The 21,018-nt window shown below is 68.6% G+C and carries 19 protein-coding genes; 11 read left to right on the top strand and 8 right to left on the bottom strand.

Annotated elements, in window-relative coordinates; all coding sequences use genetic code 11:
- Positions 1-123: 123 nt before the first annotated feature.
- Positions 124-1,359 (top strand): MFS transporter, encoded by a 1,236-nt coding sequence (locus ACN8HC_RS10000; protein WP_490074682.1) that lies wholly within the window; start codon positions 124-126, stop codon positions 1,357-1,359.
- 274 nt (positions 1,360-1,633) lie between these two features.
- On the opposite strand, the gene ACN8HC_RS10005 is transcribed toward ACN8HC_RS10000, so the two are convergent.
- The 3 genes from ACN8HC_RS10005 to ACN8HC_RS10015 all read right to left on the bottom strand — a co-directional run bounded on the left by ACN8HC_RS10005 (position 1,634) and on the right by ACN8HC_RS10015 (position 3,964).
- Positions 1,634-2,263, bottom strand: a complete 630-nt coding sequence (locus ACN8HC_RS10005) for a hypothetical protein (RefSeq protein ID WP_490074683.1) — start codon at positions 2,261-2,263, stop codon at positions 1,634-1,636.
- A gap of 90 nt (positions 2,264-2,353) precedes the next feature.
- Positions 2,354-2,524, bottom strand: coding sequence for a hypothetical protein (locus ACN8HC_RS10010; protein ID WP_490074684.1), 171 nt, complete (start codon positions 2,522-2,524; stop codon positions 2,354-2,356).
- Positions 2,525-2,917: 393 nt separating this feature from the next.
- On the bottom strand, positions 2,918-3,964 hold the full coding sequence (locus ACN8HC_RS10015) for a DUF4192 domain-containing protein (protein WP_490074685.1): 1,047 nt from the start codon (positions 3,962-3,964) through the stop codon (positions 2,918-2,920).
- A gap of 827 nt (positions 3,965-4,791) precedes the next feature.
- Between ACN8HC_RS10015 and ACN8HC_RS10020 the strand changes: the two genes are divergently transcribed.
- Positions 4,792-5,565, top strand: a complete 774-nt coding sequence (locus ACN8HC_RS10020; RefSeq protein WP_490074686.1) for a C40 family peptidase — start codon at positions 4,792-4,794, stop codon at positions 5,563-5,565.
- A 472-nt stretch (positions 5,566-6,037) separates the two neighbouring features.
- Positions 6,038-7,120, top strand: a complete 1,083-nt coding sequence (locus ACN8HC_RS10025; protein ID WP_490074687.1) for a C40 family peptidase — start codon at positions 6,038-6,040, stop codon at positions 7,118-7,120.
- Between the two features lie 333 nt (positions 7,121-7,453).
- On the opposite strand, the gene ACN8HC_RS10030 is transcribed toward ACN8HC_RS10025, so the two are convergent.
- Together ACN8HC_RS10030 and ACN8HC_RS10035 are read right to left on the bottom strand one after the other, a co-directional pair.
- Positions 7,454-7,696, bottom strand: coding sequence for a metal-sensitive transcriptional regulator (locus ACN8HC_RS10030; protein WP_490074688.1), 243 nt, complete (start codon positions 7,694-7,696; stop codon positions 7,454-7,456).
- Between the two features lie 337 nt (positions 7,697-8,033).
- Positions 8,034-9,359: a hypothetical protein gene (locus tag ACN8HC_RS10035; RefSeq protein WP_490074689.1), complete on the bottom strand. Its 1,326-nt coding sequence runs from the start codon at positions 9,357-9,359 to the stop codon at positions 8,034-8,036.
- Between the two features lie 343 nt (positions 9,360-9,702).
- Between ACN8HC_RS10035 and lgt the strand changes: the two genes are divergently transcribed.
- Both lgt and ACN8HC_RS10045 read left to right on the top strand, forming a co-directional pair.
- Positions 9,703-10,551 carry a prolipoprotein diacylglyceryl transferase gene (gene lgt / locus ACN8HC_RS10040; protein WP_490074690.1) on the top strand — a complete coding sequence of 283 codons (849 nt, stop codon included), beginning with the start codon at positions 9,703-9,705 and terminating at the stop codon, positions 10,549-10,551.
- A complete protein-coding gene (locus ACN8HC_RS10045) occupies positions 10,538-11,341 on the top strand; it encodes a phosphatase PAP2 family protein (protein ID WP_490074691.1) in 804 nt (267 codons plus the stop codon). The genes lgt and ACN8HC_RS10045 overlap by 14 nt, the downstream gene beginning before the upstream one ends.
- Positions 11,342-12,365: 1,024 nt before the next feature.
- Here the strand turns inward: ACN8HC_RS10045 and ACN8HC_RS10050 are convergent.
- The 3 genes from ACN8HC_RS10050 to ACN8HC_RS10060 form a co-directional block, all read right to left on the bottom strand.
- Positions 12,366-14,681, bottom strand: a complete 2,316-nt coding sequence (locus tag ACN8HC_RS10050) for a heavy metal translocating P-type ATPase (RefSeq protein WP_490074692.1) — start codon at positions 14,679-14,681, stop codon at positions 12,366-12,368.
- An 81-nt stretch (positions 14,682-14,762) separates the two neighbouring features.
- Positions 14,763-15,029, bottom strand: a complete 267-nt coding sequence (locus ACN8HC_RS10055) for a heavy-metal-associated domain-containing protein (protein WP_490074693.1) — start codon at positions 15,027-15,029, stop codon at positions 14,763-14,765.
- Between the two features lie 106 nt (positions 15,030-15,135).
- A complete protein-coding gene (locus ACN8HC_RS10060; RefSeq protein WP_440283729.1) occupies positions 15,136-15,474 on the bottom strand; it encodes a metal-sensitive transcriptional regulator in 339 nt (112 codons plus the stop codon).
- A gap of 181 nt (positions 15,475-15,655) precedes the next feature.
- On the opposite strand from ACN8HC_RS10060, the gene ACN8HC_RS10065 reads away from it, so the two are divergent.
- From ACN8HC_RS10065 to ACN8HC_RS10090, 6 genes are read left to right on the top strand one after another with little or no spacing between them, the layout of a single operon-like run.
- Positions 15,656-16,006 (top strand): NADH-quinone oxidoreductase subunit A, encoded by a 351-nt coding sequence (locus tag ACN8HC_RS10065; RefSeq protein ID WP_440283728.1) that lies wholly within the window; start codon positions 15,656-15,658, stop codon positions 16,004-16,006.
- 35 nt (positions 16,007-16,041) lie between these two features.
- Complete coding sequence (locus ACN8HC_RS10070; protein WP_440283727.1) at positions 16,042-17,364, top strand: hypothetical protein; 1,323 nt, start codon at positions 16,042-16,044, stop codon at positions 17,362-17,364.
- The gene (locus ACN8HC_RS10075; protein ID WP_490074694.1) at positions 17,361-18,305 is read left to right on the top strand and encodes a complex I subunit 1 family protein; all 945 of its coding nucleotides are present in this window, start codon (positions 17,361-17,363) and stop codon (positions 18,303-18,305) included. Before ACN8HC_RS10070 ends, ACN8HC_RS10075 begins: the two co-directional genes overlap by 4 nt.
- Complete coding sequence (locus ACN8HC_RS10080) at positions 18,302-18,838, top strand: NADH-quinone oxidoreductase subunit J (protein WP_440283725.1); 537 nt, start codon at positions 18,302-18,304, stop codon at positions 18,836-18,838. Before ACN8HC_RS10075 ends, ACN8HC_RS10080 begins: the two co-directional genes overlap by 4 nt.
- Positions 18,835-19,140 carry an NADH-quinone oxidoreductase subunit NuoK gene (locus ACN8HC_RS10085; protein ID WP_440283724.1) on the top strand — a complete coding sequence of 102 codons (306 nt, stop codon included), beginning with the start codon at positions 18,835-18,837 and terminating at the stop codon, positions 19,138-19,140. Before ACN8HC_RS10080 ends, ACN8HC_RS10085 begins: the two co-directional genes overlap by 4 nt.
- Positions 19,137-21,014, top strand: a complete 1,878-nt coding sequence (locus tag ACN8HC_RS10090; RefSeq protein WP_490074695.1) for a proton-conducting transporter transmembrane domain-containing protein — start codon at positions 19,137-19,139, stop codon at positions 21,012-21,014. The genes ACN8HC_RS10085 and ACN8HC_RS10090 overlap by 4 nt, the downstream gene beginning before the upstream one ends.
- Positions 21,015-21,018: the final 4 nt, after the last annotated feature.

The following is a 21,018-nucleotide window of genomic DNA, read 5'->3' on the forward strand; positions in this document are numbered from 1 at the left end:
GAGGGTCCTGAGAGCCCGTGGTGAACGGCTGCGGTGCGCATGACGACGTTGCCACCGTTCCCACGTCGGGGGCGCTACCTTCGAACCGGCGGCGTGCGATCGTGCGCCGCATGGAGTGCGGAGGTGCCCACCGTGCCGGACCCCGCCGATCGGCCGGTCCCCATTCGCCCGCATCCGGTGCTGGCCCGGCGCGCCGCGTTGCGGTTCGTGCTGCTGATCGGGGTCGTCAGCGCCTTCTCCGACATGACGCACGAGGGCGCCCGCAGCATCACCGGCCCCTTCCTCGGATCGATGGGGGCCAGCGGCCTGATCGTCTCGGTCGTCGCCGGGGGCGGCGAGTTGCTCGGCTACGGGTTGCGTTGGTTCGCTGGCCGGGCGGCCGATCGCACGGGCAGGTATTGGGCGATCGCGTTCTTTGGGTACACCCTGCAGATGGCCGTGGTGCCATTGCTCGCGATATCCGGCAACTGGCCGGTCGCCGCGGTCCTGATCGTCACCGAACGGGTCGGGCGGGCGATCCGCATCCCGACCCGGGACGCGATGACCGCACATGCGGCACACCGACTCGGCGGCGGCTGGGCGTTCGGCGTGCGCGAGGCGCTCGATGCCGGTGGCGCGATGGTCGGCCCGCTGGTGGTCAGCCTTGTCCTGTGGTTGCACGGAAGTGACCGGTCTGCCTTCGCCTGGCTCGGCATCCCCGCCGCACTGACCCTGCTCTCGTTGGTGTTCACCTGGCGGCAGTTCCCCAACCCCGCGGACCTGGAATCTGAGGCACCCGCCCCGACGACCGACAGCGCACCGCGCCCGCCGGCGTTCTGGCTCTACCTGGCCGCCATGGGCTTGATCGCAGTCGGCTACGCCGACTGGCCGCTGATCGCGTTGCATTTCAGCGAAGAGCGCATGGTCGGTTCCACGGTCGCACCGGTGCTGTATGCCGTGGCAATGGCCGCCGAAGCAGTGGCAGCACTGGTCCTGGGCAAGGTCTTCGACCGGGTCGGTCTGCGGTCCGTGCTCGTCGTGACGGTCCTAACCGCCGCATACGCACCGCTAGTCTTCCTCGGCAGCTTGCCGCTGGCCGTGATCGGGATCCTTGCCTGGGGTCTGGGTATGGCCGCGCAGGAATCGATCATCAAGGCAGTGCTAACCACCATCGTGCCCGCCAACCGGCGCGCCTCGGCCTTCGGGCTGTTCGACACCGGCTTCGGCGTCGCGTGGTTCGCCGGCAGCATCCTGCTCGGTGTGCTCTACGACACGTCCCTGGTGGCGCTGGCCGTGATCTCCGCCCTCGTCCAGCTCGCCGCCCTCCCCTTGCTCGTGCTGACTCGCCGACGGTTGGCCACCGCAGCAGGCAATGGTTAGAAGTCCCCGGTCGACAACACTCGCCCGGGAGTGAATTTCGTCCGCGAGAGAACGGATGACTGGGTTCGTCGATCTGCAACCCAACCGGATGCCAGCACGCACGTGCATTCTTGTGGGGTGGGGGTTCGCCACTCCTACCGCTGGTTCGCGCTGGTTGTCGAGGCGATCGACATCGAGCAATCAGCCGATCCAGTAGTCCTTCAGCGCTGGGTTCCCGGCTCGATGCTGAGACCAGTCCGCGCCGACCTGAGTCGGACCTACGGGCAGCGGTGATCTAGAACGAGGGTGCGTCTCCGGGCCGCCGGGCGATGGGTGGGTCGGCAGTCACGATATTCTGCCATTCCGCGGCGGCTCCCTCCTCGTGGGACACAGCGCGAGCTTCGGCGACCTCGAGACTGCTCCTAGGTTCGACACCCGCCGCTGCCAGGAGATGCTGCTCGTCGATGGGTTCGACGCCCACATCGGCACGTAGCTCATTGATCGCGGTTCGGACCTCGCCCAGTGCGTGATCGTCGACTTCGAGCTGGTTGAACAGGTGTTGGCCGGACGGGATCGTGTCGTCCTCATAGTCGTAGACGTCCTCCCACTGCGGCCGATACCCGAGCTGGTCGCGCACCCCTTCGACCACGCGCGGATCTTGGACTGCTTGAGCCATATCGCCGCCGTGCGCGGCCAGAGCTTGCGCGACGCGAGGTTGCGGGACGTCGGGCTCGTTCATCCAGTGAGCACTTGCGTACGCTCGGTCAGTGGCCGTGTCGGCTTCGCCCACTATGCGTTCGGCGATCACCAGTCGGGCCTGGTTGGCTTCCCAGTCCTGGCCGTCGACACCCAGCTGTAGCGCTTCCCGGGGCGGCATGTGCAGCACGTCGGGGTAGTTCACTGCCGGTTGCGCGATCTCGGTCATCGAGCCCACCTCCAGGGGGGCCTGTCACGCGGAGATTCTATGGATCCCTAGCAGGCCGGGTGCCCCCAGCGGCCAACTGCGCTTGGACGTTCAGCCGTTGGGGCGGTCTTCGGCCGGGAAAATTAGGTCCACCATGTAGCCGGCGGCCGTCGTCTGATCGGTCGCCGGTTCGGGATGGGACCCGTTCTCGTCGTCGCCCTCGTCGTCGCCCTCCTCGAGGAGTGTGCGCAAGCGTGCTTCGGCGGTGGACTGGTTCTGCATGGTTTGCTCCTTGCTAAGCGGCTCGGGTTGTGCCTGACAGCATGGTGGTCCCTGCTGGCGACCGGGCTGTCCCGGCGCGCATCGGTCGCGGTCGGCGTGACTCGTTCGCTGGCAGGCGATCTGAGGCCGTCGACGTGGCGTTTGAAATAGCTCCCACCCAGATAGTCGACCTGGGCGCTCTCCAACGGCTTACTCGCCGTTCCGTCCGGAAAGTTCGCCTGCCATTCGGCGGCAAGCCCCGGCTCGTGTAGACGCTGCCGTGCTCGTGATGCGGCCCTGGGTCGACGGTTACGCCCCAATGGCTGCCGAATACGGTCACCCACGGACTGTCGGCCTCGTGCCCGTCGGTGGAGATCAGCGCCCAGTAGGTCTCGCCGGGTGTCGCCCGCCGACTCATCGTGGTGGCCCTTTCCGGTCAGGGCCCTCGTGAGAGGGCGGCTCACGGCGCGGGTCGTGTCGATTAGGCGGACCACCTGGCCGTTCCTGGCCGTCTGTGGGTTCCGTCACTGGTGGTGTCCAGCCGGCCGGGTCGAGGCCGCGCTCGACTGCCGTATCGAGCAGTCTGGCAAGGCTGCTGGTCGGGTCGGTGACGCGCTCTAGAGCGAGCCGTGCGCCCATCCCGTCCCCGTGTAGCCACGCGCCGAATGCCGCCAGGTTGGCGATCGGAGTGCGGGCATCCTCGGGGGATCGGGTCAGGAGGTCCTTCCAAAGTGCAGCGTGGGCGCCGGATTCCTCGTGAGTCATCAGGCCCAGTGCGTGATCGCGCAGGGGCACGTTCTGGACGTCGCCGACCAGGCGCGCCGCGTCGTCTGCACCCAACGGCGCCGGTCGCGCCACGAATCCCTCGATCGTGTGCGTCATCCACCGCTGCTCGACGGCGGCAGCGGGAGCCCAGCCACCAACAAGAGCCATGTGTTCCACGCAAGCCGTCACCTCCGCAGACAGGTCCTCGTCGACAGGGTCGAAGGACGCACGCAGTTGACTCAGGGAGTCGTAAGGTTGCCGCTCGCCCCTGCCGATGAACGCCACAGCGACACGGTCGCGGTCAGCTTGGGTGATCGTTCCCTCGTTGATCGTCTCGGGCCTGGTGTCGCCCAAGCGCAGCCACGAGTTCGCCTGCGCCGCGATCCGATCGACGACTGTTGTTTCAGGTTCGAGCGCTGCGGCGACGGCGTCGCAGACCGAGGTGGCGCGCTGCAGTTGATCCGTGAAGGCGAGGACAAGGACCTGTCCGCCGGTGAACCGCTCGAAGGACTTCGCCAGCCCGTGCGCCACGTCACCGTAGTTCTCGCTTGTCGTCGGGATGTCAGCACGCGCGACCGGCCGCAGCGGGTCGATGGGGAACACCACGACGGACCCGTCCGGGCGTGCTCCAATCACGTGCGGCATGAGGGCGACGACATCACCTGGTCCGGCAAGTAGTAGTGGCGGCTCATCCATCAGAGTTCCTCTCTATGACGTTCCTGTAAGCCATAAGGCGCAACCGTGGTTGCTGGCGGTCAGACCTTCGTAGTATCAGGCACTTGCACTAGTGCAAGTGAACGCACTACCCGTGCTCGTCCGCATCTGCGGCTGCGGCTGATCTACGCCTTCCCCGGCTCGGCATCGGATCCTCGTGATGTCCGACCCACGCGAATTCGGCTGTGCCATCGACGTTTTCCCACCACAGCAGTCGTGATGCGCTTCTCCGTACCACGGCGTGTTGCGTTCCAACCGCAGCCGGCTGGCTCTGTAAGGCCCGCGGCCAACGCTTAGGAGCTGCCATTGCTTGGAAGACTCAACCGGCGGCGTGCCCGTTGTTCACCGTCGGTCATGTCTTTGGGTACAGATTTGGCGCTCTTAGCCTCGATCCGATTCGTTCGGAATCCGAGCGCGGCGATCCGCCAGTGCATGGAGGACGACAAGTTATCTTGCCATGTGAAACATACATGTCTCAGTGTTTGGACTCATCTAGTGCGAGCATCTGCTGGTTTAGGGGCGGTGCGCGGAACGGTGCGAACCCCGGAACGCCGCGGAATTATTACGGAATGGTCACGGTCCCGAGGTGGGCCTCCTCGCGAGAGGGACCCGACAGGCTGACGGCCGGACATGCACAGACACCTGGGAACAGCTTGGGAAACGGCTTCGCGTGCGTCATAGTCGGTGACTATGCCGCCGGCGCTTCGGGGAGTCGGATGCATGAATTGGGTGGGGCACTTGTCCCCAGGGCAACGGCGCCCGCGCCCGCATCGTCATTCACTGCAGTCCACCGGAAGGTCCCTTGCCTCATGGGTTCGTACTCCCCGCGCCACCTCAACTGTGAGCCGAAAGTTCTGAACAAGATCGGTCGCCGCAGCCTGGCAGTTGCTGCTGCCGGCGCCGTCATTGCCCCGCTCGCCGGCATGGAGAACGCCTCCGCCGCGCCGAGCGCCAGTCTCGCGCAGACAGGCACCGTGCAGGCAGCCGGTCAGGTCCGGGGCATTGCTCACCTGTCCAGCACGGTTCACATCGGTCCCACCGTTCAGTACGGCTCCCGCGGCGCCGCCGTGAAGAGCGTCCAGCGCAAGGTCGGGGGCCTCGCGGTCGACGGTATCTTCGGCCCACGCACGAAAGCCAAAGTGAAGTCGTTCCAGCGTTCGCATCGGCTTGTCGTCGACGGCATCGTCGGCCGCCACACCTGGACCGCGCTCGGCGGTTACGGCGGTGCGCCGGCGACCGAGCCGGCGCCGAGCTCCAACTCCTCCATCGTGTCGATCGCCATGGGCCTGCGTGGCACGCCGTACCGTTGGGGTGGTACCACGCCTTCCGGTTTCGACTGCTCGGGCTTCACCCAGTACGTCTACCGTCAGGCGGGCAAGAGCATCCCGCGGACCGCGTCGGCCCAGGCGGCCGCCGCGACGCGCGTGTCCAACCCGCGGCCCGGCGACCTGATCTTCTGGGGTTCCCCGGCGTACCACAACGGCATCTACCTCGGGAACGGCAAGATGATCGCCGCCCGAACCCCCGGCACCGTGGTCAGTGTCCAGAACCTGTGGGGCAGCCACTACTTCGCCCGCATCTGAGGTCGGCGCTTGGCGCCGGTACAACGACGAGAAGCCCCGTCAGCCATGGAGGTCGGCGGGGCTTCTCGCCACCGCAACGCGCCTGGCGTGGATGGCTAGACCGTGCGTGTGTTATATCTCATATGTTGAGATTTCGTGAGGGGTGTTTGAGTTCGGCGTGTCGTTCGAAGCGATTTCGGCGATTACGTGTTATACGCATGTCATTCAACGGTCGTTTCGTTGAAATTGCAACACTGGACCACTTCAGCTCCGCCAGCCCCGCCAATTCACTCGAGTCACACCAGTCACAACCGCCACCTGGGCCCATCCGTACCCAGGAATCGCGTCTTTCACAGACGTAGTGACACCGGCATAGTCATTGCTCGTGCAGCGCCTTCTTCGGGGAAGGAGTAAGGCGACATCGGGGGATGTCACGGCACGCGTGGCATCCCCTTTGCGCGTTTCTGGACTGGACGAGCACCGAGAGGGTCACATGACCACGATCACTACTCCGAGACATCGCAAACCACGGCCTGGGCTGTCTGCCAAGGTCGCCCCGGCGATCACCTCCCGCAAGGGGTTGGTGGTGACTGGAACGCTGCTGAGCGTCCCGGCCACCGCTGCCAGCCTCGTGCAGGCCGCTCCGTCGTATGCCGATCCCGGCAGCGGCACGAGCGGTGCGTCAGGGCAGCGCAGCAGCGCATCGACGGGCGGCATACGGGCAGCCTCGCCGAGCACCGTGGTGACCGTGCGCTACGGATCAACAGGCAGCTATGTCAAAACCGTGCAGCAGCGGCTGGGTGGACTGGCGGTCGACGGCATCTTCGGGCCGCAGACGCTCGCGAAGGTGAAATCCTTCCAGAGCTCGAATCGCCTGGTTGCTGACGGCATCGTCGGTCCGTTGACCTGGGCGGCCCTTGGTGGCTTCCCGGGCTCCACGACGCCGCCGCCCACGACCACGCCACCGCCCACCACGCCGCCGCCGTCGTGCAAGGTCACTGTGCTGCGGTATGGCGCAACCGGCTCGTACGTCGCCAGCGCTCAGAGCAAGCTGGGCGGGATCGCGGTTGACGGCATCTTCGGTGCCGGCACGTTGTCCCGGGTGAAGTCGTTCCAGAGCAGCAAGGGCCTCGTTGCGGACGGCATTATCGGTCCGTTGACGTGGAACGCGTTGGGCGGCTTCCCTTGCGGCACCGACCCGACGCCGAACCCGCCGCCCCCACCGTCGAACGGCGATGGCCTCTCAGCAGTCGTTTCGATCGCTCAGAAGTATCTGGGTGTTCCGTATGTCTGGGGCGGCTCCTCGCCGTCGCAGGGCTTCGACTGCTCAGGGCTCACGTCATACGTCTACAAGCAGGCCGGCCTCTACATCCCCCGGACTGCGAGCCAGCAGCAGGCGTACGTGAAGAAGACCACCAGCCCGCAGCCGGGTGACCTGGTCTTCTTCGGGTCGCCGGCGACGCATGTGGCCATCTACGCCGGCGGAAACCTGATGATCTCCGCGGACCACCCCGGCACCGTGGTGAAAATGGAAAACATGTGGACGACGCCGACCAACTACGGCACCTTGCGCTGACCCTTCGGGTTCACGCATCCGGTCCACGCGGCCACTATCACTCGCCCGAGTGATCGTGGCCGCGTTTTTATACCTGAAGTTATTCGGCCCCGCACCAGGTTTCAGCCGTCACGGCGCCGATGAGTTCGTCAGGCGCACACGGCGGTCACGACAGCAGGTAGGAGGAGAGTACGGGCGCAGGCCAAGCCCCTGGGAAGCTTGAACCCGTCCCCCACCCGCTCTGGTTGATCCGAGCCGGCGCGCGACCGCACTGCATTCGTTGGGGTGACTCGGTTTCCGGCCCTCGACGTCGCAGGAGCGGGAGTCCTGACTTCTACAAAGCGATGTTTCACGTCAAGAAAGGGTGAGGAAGAGCTTCTCCATGGTGGCCTGGTCCTCGGCGCTGATGCCGTCGGGCGAGGCGAGGCATTCGCGCATGCCGGAGGACACGATAGCGAAGCCCGCCCTGTCCAGTGCGCGGTTGACGGCAGCGAGCTGAGTGACAACGTCGTTGCAGTCGCGGCCTTCCTCGATGAGCCGGATGACGCCGCCGAGCTGACCCTGGGCGCGGCGCAGCCGGTTGAGCACAGGCGTCATGTCGGCGGTATTGGGTCGCCGCGTCGTGGGCCGGGAGCGCCCTCAACCGGCCGGTCGACCCGAATCTGCTGCTGCTCGCCTTCGCCGGGCTGCCCGACGCGCGTTTTTCCAGTAGTCACGTCGCCCAGGTCGGTGGCGCACCCGCACGACTGCCGCTCATCTGGTCCGGTGGCTCAGCCGATCCGGGGCCGATCATGGCGCCGGTTCCGGGCAGGACGGTGGGGTCTAGTTCGCACGACTGTCCGGATGGCCAGGAGTACGACCAGCACGAGTGTGACCGGTGCCAGGATCGCCGCTGCGACGGACGCCAGCACGACTGCCAGGGTGGTGATGACCGTCATCGCGTTCGACCTGAGGTGCACAGCGGATCACCGGTTCGTGCAGCCGGTGGGAGTTTCCAGCCGATGGGCGATCGGGCATCGTCATGGACCACGTGCGGAATCTGCGCTCGCCCGGTGATCCTCCGGCGCGCCTTCGTGGAGGCATACCGGTCGGCGCGGCTGCCCGCCAGACATGCGATGAGAGCTAAGAGAAATACCGCCCGCACCATGCCCAATGTGGCCGGAGAGACCATTCCCGCAGCCACGCCGGTGAAGGCGAACCAGGTCGCCACGCCGGTCGTGAGCCATGGCACCGTTCGGTCGGGCCGCTGCAGTAGGTCGACGCACAGGACCGCGAGTAGCAGGCTTGCGGTGTAGTAGGGGTAGGTTCCGGGGTCGAGTATCAGACGGGCCGCGAGAGCGATCGCCGGGATTGCCACGGTGCGCCCGGTCCGCAGACACCACAGTCCGAGGGCGGCGGCGGCGCACAGCTGGGCGGCACGGTCCCAGGGCGGCGTTGTCGTAGCGTGGATGCCGAGTGCGCGCAGGGCGGAGTCGGGGGCGTTGACGATCGCGAACGATCCCAGGCGGCTCAGGGTGCGGGGATCACCGAGCAGGAATGGTGCCCACACCAGTATGGAGGCGCCACTGAAGACCACGGACCGCTTCAGTCGGTCGGCCGGGTGCGCGAGCAGGATCAGCGCGAACGGCAGTGCCCAGGGCTTGGCCGCGGCGGCTCCGGCGATGAGCAGGGTCGCCGCCCATGGGCGGTTCCGGGTCAGGGCGACCAGCGCGGCGAGAGTCAAGGTGATCGCCAGGGCATCGTCCAGGTGGGCGTAATGCACACTCAGCGTGGTCCAGGCGGGGATCAGGGTGATCCCGGCCAGCAGGGTGGTCCTGGGCGAGGGTGGTTGTGCGCGTGCGCGCGCGGCGGCCGTGACGAGAAGCCACAGACTGATCAGCCCGAGCGCGGTCATCGTGACCGCGCCGAGCGTCGCGCTCCACGGTCCGGCAACCCCGGCCAGCACGGCGGCCGCGACCAGCGTCAGCGGTCCCATCTGCAGGTCGGGATGCGCGGCGTAGAGGTGGACCCCGCCATCTGCTGCGCCGGGGTGCACCAGCGCGTGCGCTCCGGTAACGAAGTAGTGCCAGGAGTACATGCCGCCTCGGGCCTGTATCAAACACCACAGCAGGGTCCAGGCCGCCAGGACCGACCAGACCCGCAGCATCGGCCGTTTCGCCCGGCATGGTCTGGGGGTTGCGGTTGGAGGCGGGACGATGCGCCCGCGCGAGATCGACGGCCCGCGGGCGCCGGCGGTGGGGGCCTCGCTCACGATGGGCATGCGTCGATGATGGAGGTGCCGCCCTGAGCTGGTGCTGAGATGCGGCCTGGGACTGGCTGTGCCTGGTGCTCGACACCCGTGCTGGACAACCCGTCCGACACAACCCTGCCGACGGCATCGTGCGGATACGGGTCCGGCGCGTGGGCCGACGGCGGTGGTCGAAGTACGCGACGACGGCCCCGGCCTGCTGCGCTGAAATCCGAACGGCGACGGTGGTCATTGCGCTGTCTGGTTCGTCATACGGGGGCAGGCGCGGGGAGGTCCGACCCCGAAAGCGTCGGCTGTCGCCCGCCGTGCTGGCGCGTGCTGCCTGTGTTCAGAGGCGTGGTGCACAATGCCGCGTGTGCCCACCCTCGTCACGTTCATCCCCAGCCCGTCCCAGGGGGTGTGGCACCTGGGTCCGTTCCCGGTCCGGGCCTACGCGCTGTGCATCCTGGCCGGCATCGGTGTTGCCCTGTGGTTGACCAAACGCCGGTGGGCCGCCCGCGGCGGGGACCCGGCCGCGATCGAGGCGATCGCGTGGTGGGCGGTACCGTTCGGCATCCTCGGCGGCCGCCTTTACCACCTGGTCACCGACCCGGAGCTGTACTTCGTCGCCGGGAAGAACCCCTGGAACGCGTTCAAGATCTGGGACGGCGGCCTGGGCATCTGGGGCGCGATCGCCCTCGGCGGACTGGGCGCGTGGATCGGAGCCCGCCGCGCCGGGGTCTCCCTGGTCGACTTCGCCGACGCCGCCGCACCCGGCATCGTGTTCGCCCAGGCCATCGGCCGCTGGGGCAACTGGTTCAACCAAGAGCTCTACGGCGCCCCCTCCACCCTCCCCTGGGCGCTGCACATCGACCCCGCGCACCGGCCCGCCGACACCCCGCACGCCGCGACCTATCAGCCCACGTTCTTGTACGAATCGTTGTGGGACGTCGGCGTGGGCCTGCTGGTCATCTGGGCTGGTAGAAGGTTCGCCCTCGGCCGCGGGCGAACCTTCGCCTTGTACGTAGCCGCCTACACCCTCGGCCGGGCCTGGGTCGAAGCACTGCGCGTCGATCACGCCAACCACATCCTCGGGCTGCGCCTGAACGACTGGACCAGCCTGATCGTGTTCGGTGCCGCGACGCTGTATCTGATCCTGGCCTCGCGGCGTCGCACGCCGCCGGGACCGGCGGCAGCCAAGGGTGTCATTGGTGCCGGTCACTGACACCCTCCCGCGGCTCGCGAGGCACGACCCGACCCGCCACCGTGCCCGCCCGCGCCTGATCGGTGAAGTTGCCCTGGTCCTGGCGTTGACCTGGGGCTACGGCCAACTCCAGAACGTCGGGACGGCCCGGCGCGCCAACGCGATAGCCCACGCGCACACGCTACTGAACGTGGAACGCGATCTGCGGCTCGCTCCCGAACACGCCCTCAACACCGCGATGTCACACGCGCCACTGGTGCTGCAGTACGTCGCCAACTACTACTACGCCAGCCTCAATTTCGTCGTCACGTTCGGCGCATTGGCCTGGCTGTACCTACGGCGCCCGGACCAATACCGAAGGTGGCGTACCAGCCTGGTCCTGGTCAACGTGGCCGCGCTGTTGGTCTTCTGGTGGTACCCGGTCGCACCGCCGCGACTGCTTGGCGACGGATTCATCGACACCGTCGTCGCGGGCCACACCGTGGGATCCTGGGGCAGTCAGGCCGCTGGTCACGCCGACGCCTATGCCGCGATGCCCTCGCTGCACGTTGCCTGGGCCGTATGGTCGGCTCTGGCGTTGACCCACGGCCTTCGCTCAAGGACAAGGCACGTGCTGTGGGCCTACCCTGCGGCGACTGTGCTGGTCGTGCTGGCCACCGCGAACCACTACCTGGTCGACACCATCGCCGGCGCACTCACCGCCGGTTGCGCCGCGGCACTCGCCCCGCGCCTTCACCGACACGGCCCGAAGCCCGATCAGCGAGCAGGCACAGACACGGATGGAGGACCACCGGCAGCCAGGCACGTCTGATCGCCCGGTTCGCCTGACCAGTGCCTTGACAGGTGTGATGCACGTGAGACCGAGCTGCCTCCAGCCAAACCGCACGCCGCGCCTGACGACACGCACGTCTCGGACCCGACGCGGTGCGTCTGCGGTCCACGTCGCGTTTGAGTGGTGTCCGAGCATGGTCCAACCTGGCCACAGGTCATCCCGGGCAACCTCACCATCCCGCGCGGGCGACGCAGACGCCGCGACGAAAGCGCAGAAGCGAGGCGAACGGCCGTGAGCCGACGGGGCTTATCGCTGGCGATCGCGTTGACCACGGTGATCGTGCTGATCTTCGCCCGGCTGGTCTGTTGCTAACTGGCTGCTGCTGATCACCGAGCCGGACCCGCACTCCGGGTGGTGGGCGTACCTGTATCGGCCGATCCATTCATGCTCGGAGCCGATCCTATCCCCGGTCCGCAAGGTCATCCCCTCGCCCGGGTGGGCCCGGTCCGGTTGAACCCGTCCGGCCTTGTAACCGTCATGCTCTGCGGCCAGTGTGGCCATCCCTTGACGGTCACCGCTGCGCTGGTACTTCGGCCGAGGTGCTGAGAACGGGCATGGAATCGGCAGCCGTGGAACGCCGCCTTGGATATCCCATTCAATACGCAATCGACAGGGCTCTGGACAGTGGGGCGCCGCGCCGGCTCAGGTCCCCGTCTCCGTTCTGGTCCGCTAAATTCCGCGAGGCGACCATCAGTCCCGAGATCTAGTCCCGACCATCGAACACGTCGAGCAGCTTGCCGCCCGTACTCATCGAAGCGAGCTGATCCAACCCACCCGCCACTCGTACCGATGAACGCTCTGGCCAGGGTCGCTTGATTGACCTGGCGTGCTGGATACAGATGATCCCACTGGGCGCCCGGGCGTGGCCATCAGCTTTCGTGGTGTTTGGTGAGTGCTCGCATCGCGCAGCGTGCTAGGCAGGCCGCTGCCCACCATCCCAGGGCGCGGGCCCTCTGCGCCGCGACCGGGTGGTGCGAAGGGCCCGCGAGTGATCCCGTGATTCTCATAGTGACGATCGAAATCCCTTCAACCGCAGACTGTTCGAGACAACCGACACGGACGAGAACGCCATCGCGGCGCCCGCGAGCATCGGGTTGAGCAGCCCGGCGGCGGCGATCGGGATCGCGATCACGTTGTAGCCGAACGCCCAGAACAGGTTGCTCTTGATGACGCCGAGCGTCTTGCGCGACAGCCGGATGGCGTCCGCCGCGACCCGCAGGTCGCCGCGGACCAGGGTGATGTCGCTGGCCTCGATGGCCACGTCGGTGCCGGTGCCCATCGCCAGGCCCAGGTCGGCCTGGGCGAGGGCCGCCGCGTCGTTGACGCCGTCACCGACCATGGCCACGACCCGGCCCTGCGACTGCAGCCGCTTGACCACCTCGACCTTGTCGCCGGGCAGCACCTCGGCGATGACATCTGCCGCGTTGATGCCCACCTGCCCGGCGACGGTGCGGGCGACCCGCTCGTTGTCGCCGGTGAGCAGGATCGGTCGCAGCCCGAGCCCGTGCAGCTGGGCGATCGCTTCGGCGGAGGTGTCCTTCACCCGGTCGGCGACGACCAGCACCGCACGCGCCTGCCCGTCCCAGCCGACGGCCACCGCGGTCTGACCCCGGTCCTGCGCGTCGTCGAACGCCGCCTGCAGGTCGGCATCGAGGTGTTGCGACCACTGCTCGAGCAGTTGCGGGCGCCCGACGAGCACCGCGTGCCCATCGACGATGCCCTGCACGCCCAGGCCCTCGACGTTGGCGAAGTCCCCGACGGTGCCGAGCGCTCCGGCTTCGCGGGCAGCGTCGGCGATGGCGCGGGCGATCGGGTGCTCGGAGGCGTCCTCGAGGGCGCCCGCCATACGCAACGCCTGCGCCGCGTCCTCGCCGTCGGCGACGTGGGTGCTGGCGAGCGTCATCTCGCCGGTGGTGACGGTGCCGGTCTTGTCCAGCACGATCGTGTCGACGGAGCGGGTCTGCTCCAGCACCTCCGGTCCCTTGATGAGTATGCCGAGCTGGGCGCCTCGGCCGGTGCCGACCATCAGTGCGGTAGGCGTGGCCAGGCCAAGGGCGCACGGGCAGGCGACGATCAGCACGGCGACCGCCGCCGTGAGCGCGCCGGCGGCACCGGCACCCGTGACCAGCCAGACCACGAACGTGCCGAAAGCGATGGCGATCACGACCGGCACGAAGATGCCGGAGATCCGGTCGGCGAGCCGTTGCACGGCGGCCTTGCCGGTCTGGGCGTCCTCGACGAGCTTGGCCATCTGGGCGAGCTGGGTGTCGGAGCCGACCCGGGTGGCACGGACCACCAGGCGGCCGGCGGCGTTGACGGTCGCACCGACCACGTCGTCGCCGGCGGCCACCTCGACCGGGACGGACTCTCCGGTGAGCATCGACGCGTCGACGGCGGAACGGCCCTCCTCCACGACACCGTCGGTCGCGATCTTCTCGCCCGGCCGGACGACGAAGCGGTCGTCAACACTCAACTGCGACACCGGGATCCGTTGCTCGACGCCATCACGCAGCACGGCGACGTCGCGGGCGCCCAGGTTGAGCAGCGCGCGCAGCGCCGCACCGGCGTTGCGCTTGGAGCGGTGCTCCAGGTAGCGGCCGAGCAGGAGGAAGGTGATCACCCCGGCCGCGGCTTCGAAGTAGATGTTGGAGGTGCCGTCGCTGCGCTGGATGGTCAGCTCGAAGCCGTGGCGCATGCCCGGCATCCCGGCATCGCCCCAGAAAAGCGCGTAGACCGACCAGGCGAACGCCGCGAGCGTGCCCATCGACACCAGCGTGTCCATGGTCGCCGCCCCGTGCTTCAGGTTGGTCCAGGTCGCCCGGTGGAAGGGCAGGGCGCCCCACACCACGACCGGCGCGGCGAGCGTCAGCGACAGCCACTGCCAGTTGTCGAACTGCAAGGCCGGAACCATCGCCATCGCGACCACCGGCACGGAGAGTATGGCGGAGACGATCAGCCGGGTGCGCAGGTCGTGCAGGGCCGAATCTGCTTCGGAGTCCTCGGTGTTGGCGTCGTTGTCCTCGTCTGTTGTTTCCTTCGGCGGCTCGGGAAGCCTGGCGCCATACCCTGCCGCCTCGACGGTGGCGACCAGGTCATCGGTGGTGACGCTGTCGGCGTAGGTGACCTTGGCCTTCTCCGTCGCGTAGTTGACCGTGGCGGTCACGCCGTCGAGCTTGTTGAGCTTGCGCTCGATGCGGTTGGCGCAGGAGGCACAGGTCATCCCGGTCAGCAGTAGCTCGACATCCGTGCCTCGTGAGACATGGCCGGGGACCGCCGCCTCCGTGGCGGTGGTTGCCGGCGAGTCAGTGGTGGTGCTCATCAGCTCGTCCTTCGTCTTGTATTGCATTCGGTACCTGAGCCCGCGTTGTGATGGCGGACGGCTCAGCCCGCCGAGTGGCGCTCAGGCAAGGGTGTAGCCGGCCTCGCGGACGGCAGTCTCGACCGCGTCGCGGGGAACGGGTTGGTCGGAGGCGAAGCTCAGCGTGCCGGTGGGCAGGTCGACGACCACGTCGCGGACGCCGTCGATGGCGGTGACCTCCTCGGTCACTGATGCGACACAGTGCCCGCACGTCATCCCCGTGACCGTGTAGGACGCTTGCGCCGCACCGATCGCCACCGGCGCGGTGGTGTCGGTGGTCTGGGTGCCGCAGTTGCAGGAAGTGCACATGATGATTGGTTCCTCTCGAGAATCTGTATGGGTGGTACGACTTCAGGTGCCCGGCACGCCTCGAAGCGGTGGCCAGGTGTCGGCTGGGGGCTGTGCCATGTTTCGTTCAGCTGCGGACCATTCGCGCGATGGCGTCGGATGCCTCCTTGAGCTTTTGTTCCGCCTCCGGGCCGCCCTGGCGGGCTGCGTTGACGACGCAGTGCGCCATGTGTTCGTCCAGCAGGCCGAGCCCCAGCCCCTGTAGGGCCTTGGTCATTGCCGAGACCTGGGTGAGGATGTCGATGCAGTACTGCTCTTCCTCGACCATCCGCTGCAGACCGCGCGCCTGTCCTTCGATGCGCCGCAGCCGCTTCAGGTACTGACCCTTGGTCTGGTTCGCGATGTAACTGTGCTCGGACAGGTCGGTAAGTGGCGTGACGCCGGTAGCGGCATCTGTCTGGGTCATGGTCAGCCCCTTCGTGGTGTGGATATCTGCATCAACGTCATACCCCAATGGGGTATTCCCTCGTTGCGGAACAATACCTTACCCCCCTAGGGTAAGGCGGGCTTCGAGAATCGCGACAGTCGAAAGAGTGCATGGACTGCGCGGCAACTGGGACGATCGGCGGATACGGAAGGAGCATGCGGTGGGCGACTTCGTCAGCATCCTGGCGGCCTTGGGTCTGGGGCTGCTCGTCGTGGTCGTGGTCCTGCTTGGCCACCGCCTCCTGACGGTGGGCGCGCCGGGCGAGCCCGTGACGCCGTACCTGTCGGGCGGCCGGCCGATGGAGCATGCGCTGTCTCGCTATCACGTGCGCTGGTACACCGTCACGTTGCTGTTCCTGGCATTCGACGTGGAGATGCTGTTCATGTACGCCTGGGCGCTGGTGGTTGCGCAGATGGGCGCGGGTGCGGTGGTCGAGATGTTCGTCTTCCTCGGGCTGCTGATGGCGGGGGTCGTCTACGCATGGCGGGAGGGCGCACTGCGATGGGCCTGAGAACCACTGCCCGGCGTCGGCTCGCGCGGTGGGCCGTGGGCCGGCCACATGTGCTGCTGGTGACGGCGCCCGGTGGCACTGCCGCGCGGCTGGCCGTCGAAGCGCAGGTCCGCGCGCTCGGTGGTGTGCTCACCGGTGAGCCTGCCGATGGGGACGTGCTGGCCGTGGCCGGCTCTCCTCGCGGTGAGCTGGCGGACGCCGCCGACGTGCTGTGGAGCCAGATCCCTGCCCCGAAGATCCGCATCGACGTGCCCGACGCAGCCGGCGCGGCGCCCGCGCTGGCCCAGGCAATCCGTCGGCTGGCCAGCACCCCCGACGCAGGGGTCGAGCAACCGACCAGACCGGCCGAGCCCATCAGCGAGCACGACGTCCACGAGGGGCACGAGCACGGCGACCATGACGACGGCGGCAATGGGCACGGCGCCCATGAAGGGCAGGGCCATCAGGGACACGATCAGGGTGGTCACAAGAACGGCGGCCATGGTGGGCATGACCACGGCGGCATGCAGATGCCCGGCGGGCTGATGATGGCCGACCGGGCGCCGGACCGAGACGGCCTGAAACTGGATGTGCTCCATGTCGCGCTGGGGCCGGTGCTGCCGGCCTGGCCGTCCGCGCTGGTGATGGTCGTCGAGTTGCAGGGCGACGTGGTCCAAACCGCAGCGGTGCAGGTGCTGACCGGTTCCGGTGACTCGGCCAGCTTCTGGACGGTCGACGGCGACGACGCGGTTATCTGTCGACGTCGCGCGGCAGCGCATCTGGACTCGGTCGGCCGGCTGCTGGAGGTCGCTAGCTGGTCCGGCGCCGCGGATCAAGCCCGCGGGCAGCGCGACGTACTCCTCACTGCGACGCAGGAGTTGGGCGCCGACGCGGGAACTGAGCTGCGCCGCCTGCACCAACGGATGAACCGCTCGCGGGTCCTGCGACGGTCGCTGGCTGGGCTGGGCCGCCTTGACGCGGGCGACATCAGCCGGTTCGGCCTGTCGGGCCCGTCCGCACGGGCGACAGCCGATGGTGGCGACGCGTGGGCGCGGTTGCAGACCTGGCTGACGGAGGCAGAACTGGCACTGGACGGCCGGCCGGTAGCGCCGGCCGAAGGCCCCCGCGGCACACCGGGCCACGCCTCGGACGCCTTGGTGGCGGCCGCCGCCCACCTGATGCCCGGGCTGGACCTGACCGACGCACGGCTGGTCATGGCGAGCCTGGATCCCGACCCTGACGACCTGCACGGCACCCCGGCCACCGGCGACCAGGAGACGCACGCGCGACACGCAGAGACCGGCGATCACGGCGCAAGCCCTCACAACATGCACGACATGCACGCGGGCGGTCACCAGCACGAGGGGCACGTCGCATGACAGGCCTGGTCCAGCAGGCATCGGCCTGGTCGGTGCTGCCCGCGGTCGCCATTGTGCTGTCGGCGGCGGTGGTGGCCGGCTCACTGGACGCGGTACTCGACCCGCGGCGCGGCCCGGTGTCTCTGAGGAGACGGGTACTGCGCCCGGTGTATGAGGCATCCCGGTTGCTGCTGGCTCAGCGGCGGTCGACGACGGCACCGGACCGGTTGCTGTGGGGCATCGGTGTACTCACCCCGTTACTGGTGGCGGTGATGATGGCGCCAGTCGTCCCGCTCGGCTCCGCGGTGGTGAGCGACCTGGGTGTGGGACTGGTGTGGTTCAACGCGATGGACGTGCTGCTGTGGGCGGGATGGTGGCTGGCCGGGTGGGGCCCGAACAGTGTGTATTCCCTGGTCGGCGGCTACCGGTTCCTGGCCCAGGCACTGGCCTACGAGTTGCCGTTGATGTTCGCTCTCACGGCGCCCGCGGTCGCCGCCAGCAGCCTGTCGGTGCCGCAGATCGTGGCCGCCCAGCAAGGTAGGTGGTTCATTGTGCAGATGCCGCTGGCCGCAGTGGTGTTCGCCGGGTCGGTGGCGGCGTTCAGCGCGTGGGGTCCCTTCGCGCACCCGGCCGGAGCGGACATCGCCGGCGGCCTACTGGTCGAGCAGTCCGGACCGGCCCGGCTGCTGCTGCGGTGGGGGCAGTACGCCCTGCTGGTCGTCGGGTCGGCGATGACCGTGGCGCTGTTCCTGGGTGGCGGGGCAGGCCCGCTGCTGCCTGCCTGGTTGTGGACCCTGCTGAAGAGCGCTGCGGTGCTGGCCGTGTTGTTGGCGATGCGCCACCGGATGCCGGTATGGCGCCCGGACCGGCTCATGCGCCTGGCGTGGCTGGTGGTGTTGCCGCTGGTGCTCGCGCAGCTGCTTGTGGTGTCGGTGCTGGCCGCGGCCGGAGGTGGATCGTGACTCTCGCGGTGTTCATCGTGCTGGCCGTGATTGCGATCGCCTCCGGCGTCGCGGTCTTCGTGGTCGATTCCATGGCGAGGGCGACGTTCGCGCTGGCCGCGTCGTTCGTGGCCGTCGGTGGGGAGCTCATCCTGCTCACGCTGGACTACCTGGGCGTGGTCACCATCTTGATGATGGTCATGGAGATGGCGATCATGGTCGTCTTCATGGTCATGTTCATGATGAACCCGGCCGGGTTGATGCCGATGTCGATGCTGCACAACAAGCGCGGCGCGCTGGTCATCGCGGCCGGCACGTTCGTGCTGCTGGGCGCGGGTGCGGTGCTGGTGCCGTGGCCGGCGCGGCGGGGCGTCGTGCCCGCCGATCCGACCCGGATGATCGGCGAGGCGATCATGGGCCCGCAGATGCCCGTCATGGTCGGCATCTCGGCCGTACTGTTCGCCACCATCGTCTCCGCGCTCGTGCTCGCCGTCCCGCACGGCCGCTACCACCAGACCGATGACCGCGCCGATCGCGGGGAGGCCGGCCGATGACGCTGCAGTTGTTCCTGCTGCTGGCGGCTGCCCTGTTCTCCGTCGGCCTGTTCGGCGCGCTCAGCCAGCAGTCGGTCGTGATGGTGATGATGGGGCTGGAACTGATGGTCAACGCCGTCATCGTCGCCGCCGCGGCGTTCTGGTACTTCCTGGCGCCCTCGGCGCCGGACGGTCAGGTGCTGCTGCTGGTCGTCATCTCCGCGATGACCGTCGAGATGGCCATGGGCTTCGCCGTGGCCACCCTGCTGTTCCGGGCCAGCGACGTCGACATGACCGACATGGCCGCGGAGCTGAAACGGTGAGCGCGCTGCTGTGGGCGCTGGTGCTGCTGCCCGCTCTGGCCGGGGCGGGCCTGCTGGCGGCACCGCTCGGTCCGAGATTGCTGGCCCGGGCCGTCGAGCGGGCGACGCCCGCGGTCGGGATCCTGGTCGCCGCCGGAGTGCTCGGCCTGGGCGTTGCCGCCGCAGCCGTCCGGCCGGCCGCGTCAGCGCCGTTCCTGGCCGGCGACCCGCTCACCCTGGCGGTCGACGGGCTATCCGCCGTCGTCGTCGTCACGGTGGCCGCGGTCAGCCTGCTGGTGCTGGTCTTCTCGGCCGGCGCAATCCGGCACCACCGGTCCCGCTTCTTCGGGCTGATGCTGGTCTTCGTCGCCGCCGTCCTCGTCACTGCCACGGCCACCACGCTGCTCGGTCTGCTGATGGCGTGGGAGGTGATGGGCGCCACCAGTTACGCGCTGATCGCGTTCGACTGGCGGCGCGAGGTGGCGGTCGGCTCCGGCACCACCGCGTTCGTGGTCACCCGCGCCGGCGACGTCGGGCTCTACCTCGCCGCCGGAGCGGCCCTGGCCGTCGGTTCCGGCAGCACGCCGGGGCTGTCGCTGGACCGGCTGGCGCAGCTGCCGTCCCCGTGGCTGCACGTTGCGGCCGCGGGAGTGCTGGCGGCAGCGTTCGGCAAGGCCGCTCAGCTGCCGTTCTCGTTCTGGCTGTCCCGGGCGATGGAGGGGCCGAGTCCGGTCTCGGCGCTGTTGCACTCGGCCGCGATGGTGGCGATGGGCGGCTACCTGCTGCTGCGGCTGCATCCGTTGCTGCTGGCCGCCGGGTGGGCGGCGACCACCGCGGCCTGGGTCGGGGCGGCGACCGCGCTGCTGCTGGGCGCGGTGGCCATCGCCCAGGACGATCTGAAGCAGCTGCTCGCGGCGTCCACCAGCGCCCAGCTCGGGTTCGTGGTGCTCGCGGCGGGCACCACCGGGCCGGGCGCTGTGAGTGCCGGACTGGCGCACCTGGTCGGCCACGCGTCCACCAAGGCGCCGCTGTTCCTGGCCGCCGGGGCCTGGCTGGCCGCGCTGGGCACCAAGTCCCTGCCGGCGCTGCGCGGTGCCGGGCGGGCCTACCCGTGGGTCGGCGTCACCTTCACTGTCGCGGCGCTGGCCCTGGCCGGGGTGCCGCCGCTGACGCTGTGGGCCACCAAGGAGTCCGTCCTCGCGGCCGCCCGCGAGCAATCGATCGCGTTGTACGTGATCGGCTTGGCGGCCGCGGTGGCTTCCAGCGCGTATGCCGGCAAGGCGCTCGCCCTGATCTGGCGTCGCCTGCCGGATCATCCGACGGGCTACGACACCGAGCAGGCAGGCACCCGGCAGGTCGCCTGGGTCGAGCGAATCCCGTTGATACCCCTCGCGATCGGTGCGGCCGGCCTCGGGGTGCTGGTCGTCCCGGCAGTGTGGGCAGCGGTCGACCCGGACGCGCCGACGCCGACAGCCGCCTCCGTCGGGGAACTGGCAATCTCCATCGTCCTCGCGGTCCTGGTGACCGGCCTCGCGCTGCGCTGGCCGCAGCGCCTACCGGCGCCCGGATGGGCCCGCAGCTGGCTGCATCTGGAGCAGGTTGCGCACGCTGGGGTGCTGCGCCCGACGCTGCGGCTGGCCACCCTACTGGCCCGGGGCGACGCCGCCTTGGAGACGGCGGTGACCGGCACCGGCCACGCGGGCCGACGGCTGGCCGACCACGCCGCGGCGATCGACGACATCGGGGTCGGTGGCGCGCTGCGCGGCGTCGTCGCTGCTGCCCGGCGGGGCGCCGGCGTGGCGCTGCGGCCGCAGACCGGGCAGCTGCACCAGTACTACGCGCAGGCCTCGGTCGGTTTGGCCGTGGCCGTCCTCATCGTCTGGTTGGCGAGGTAACCCG

Source organism: Flexivirga sp. YIM B11880, from assembly GCF_058148645.1.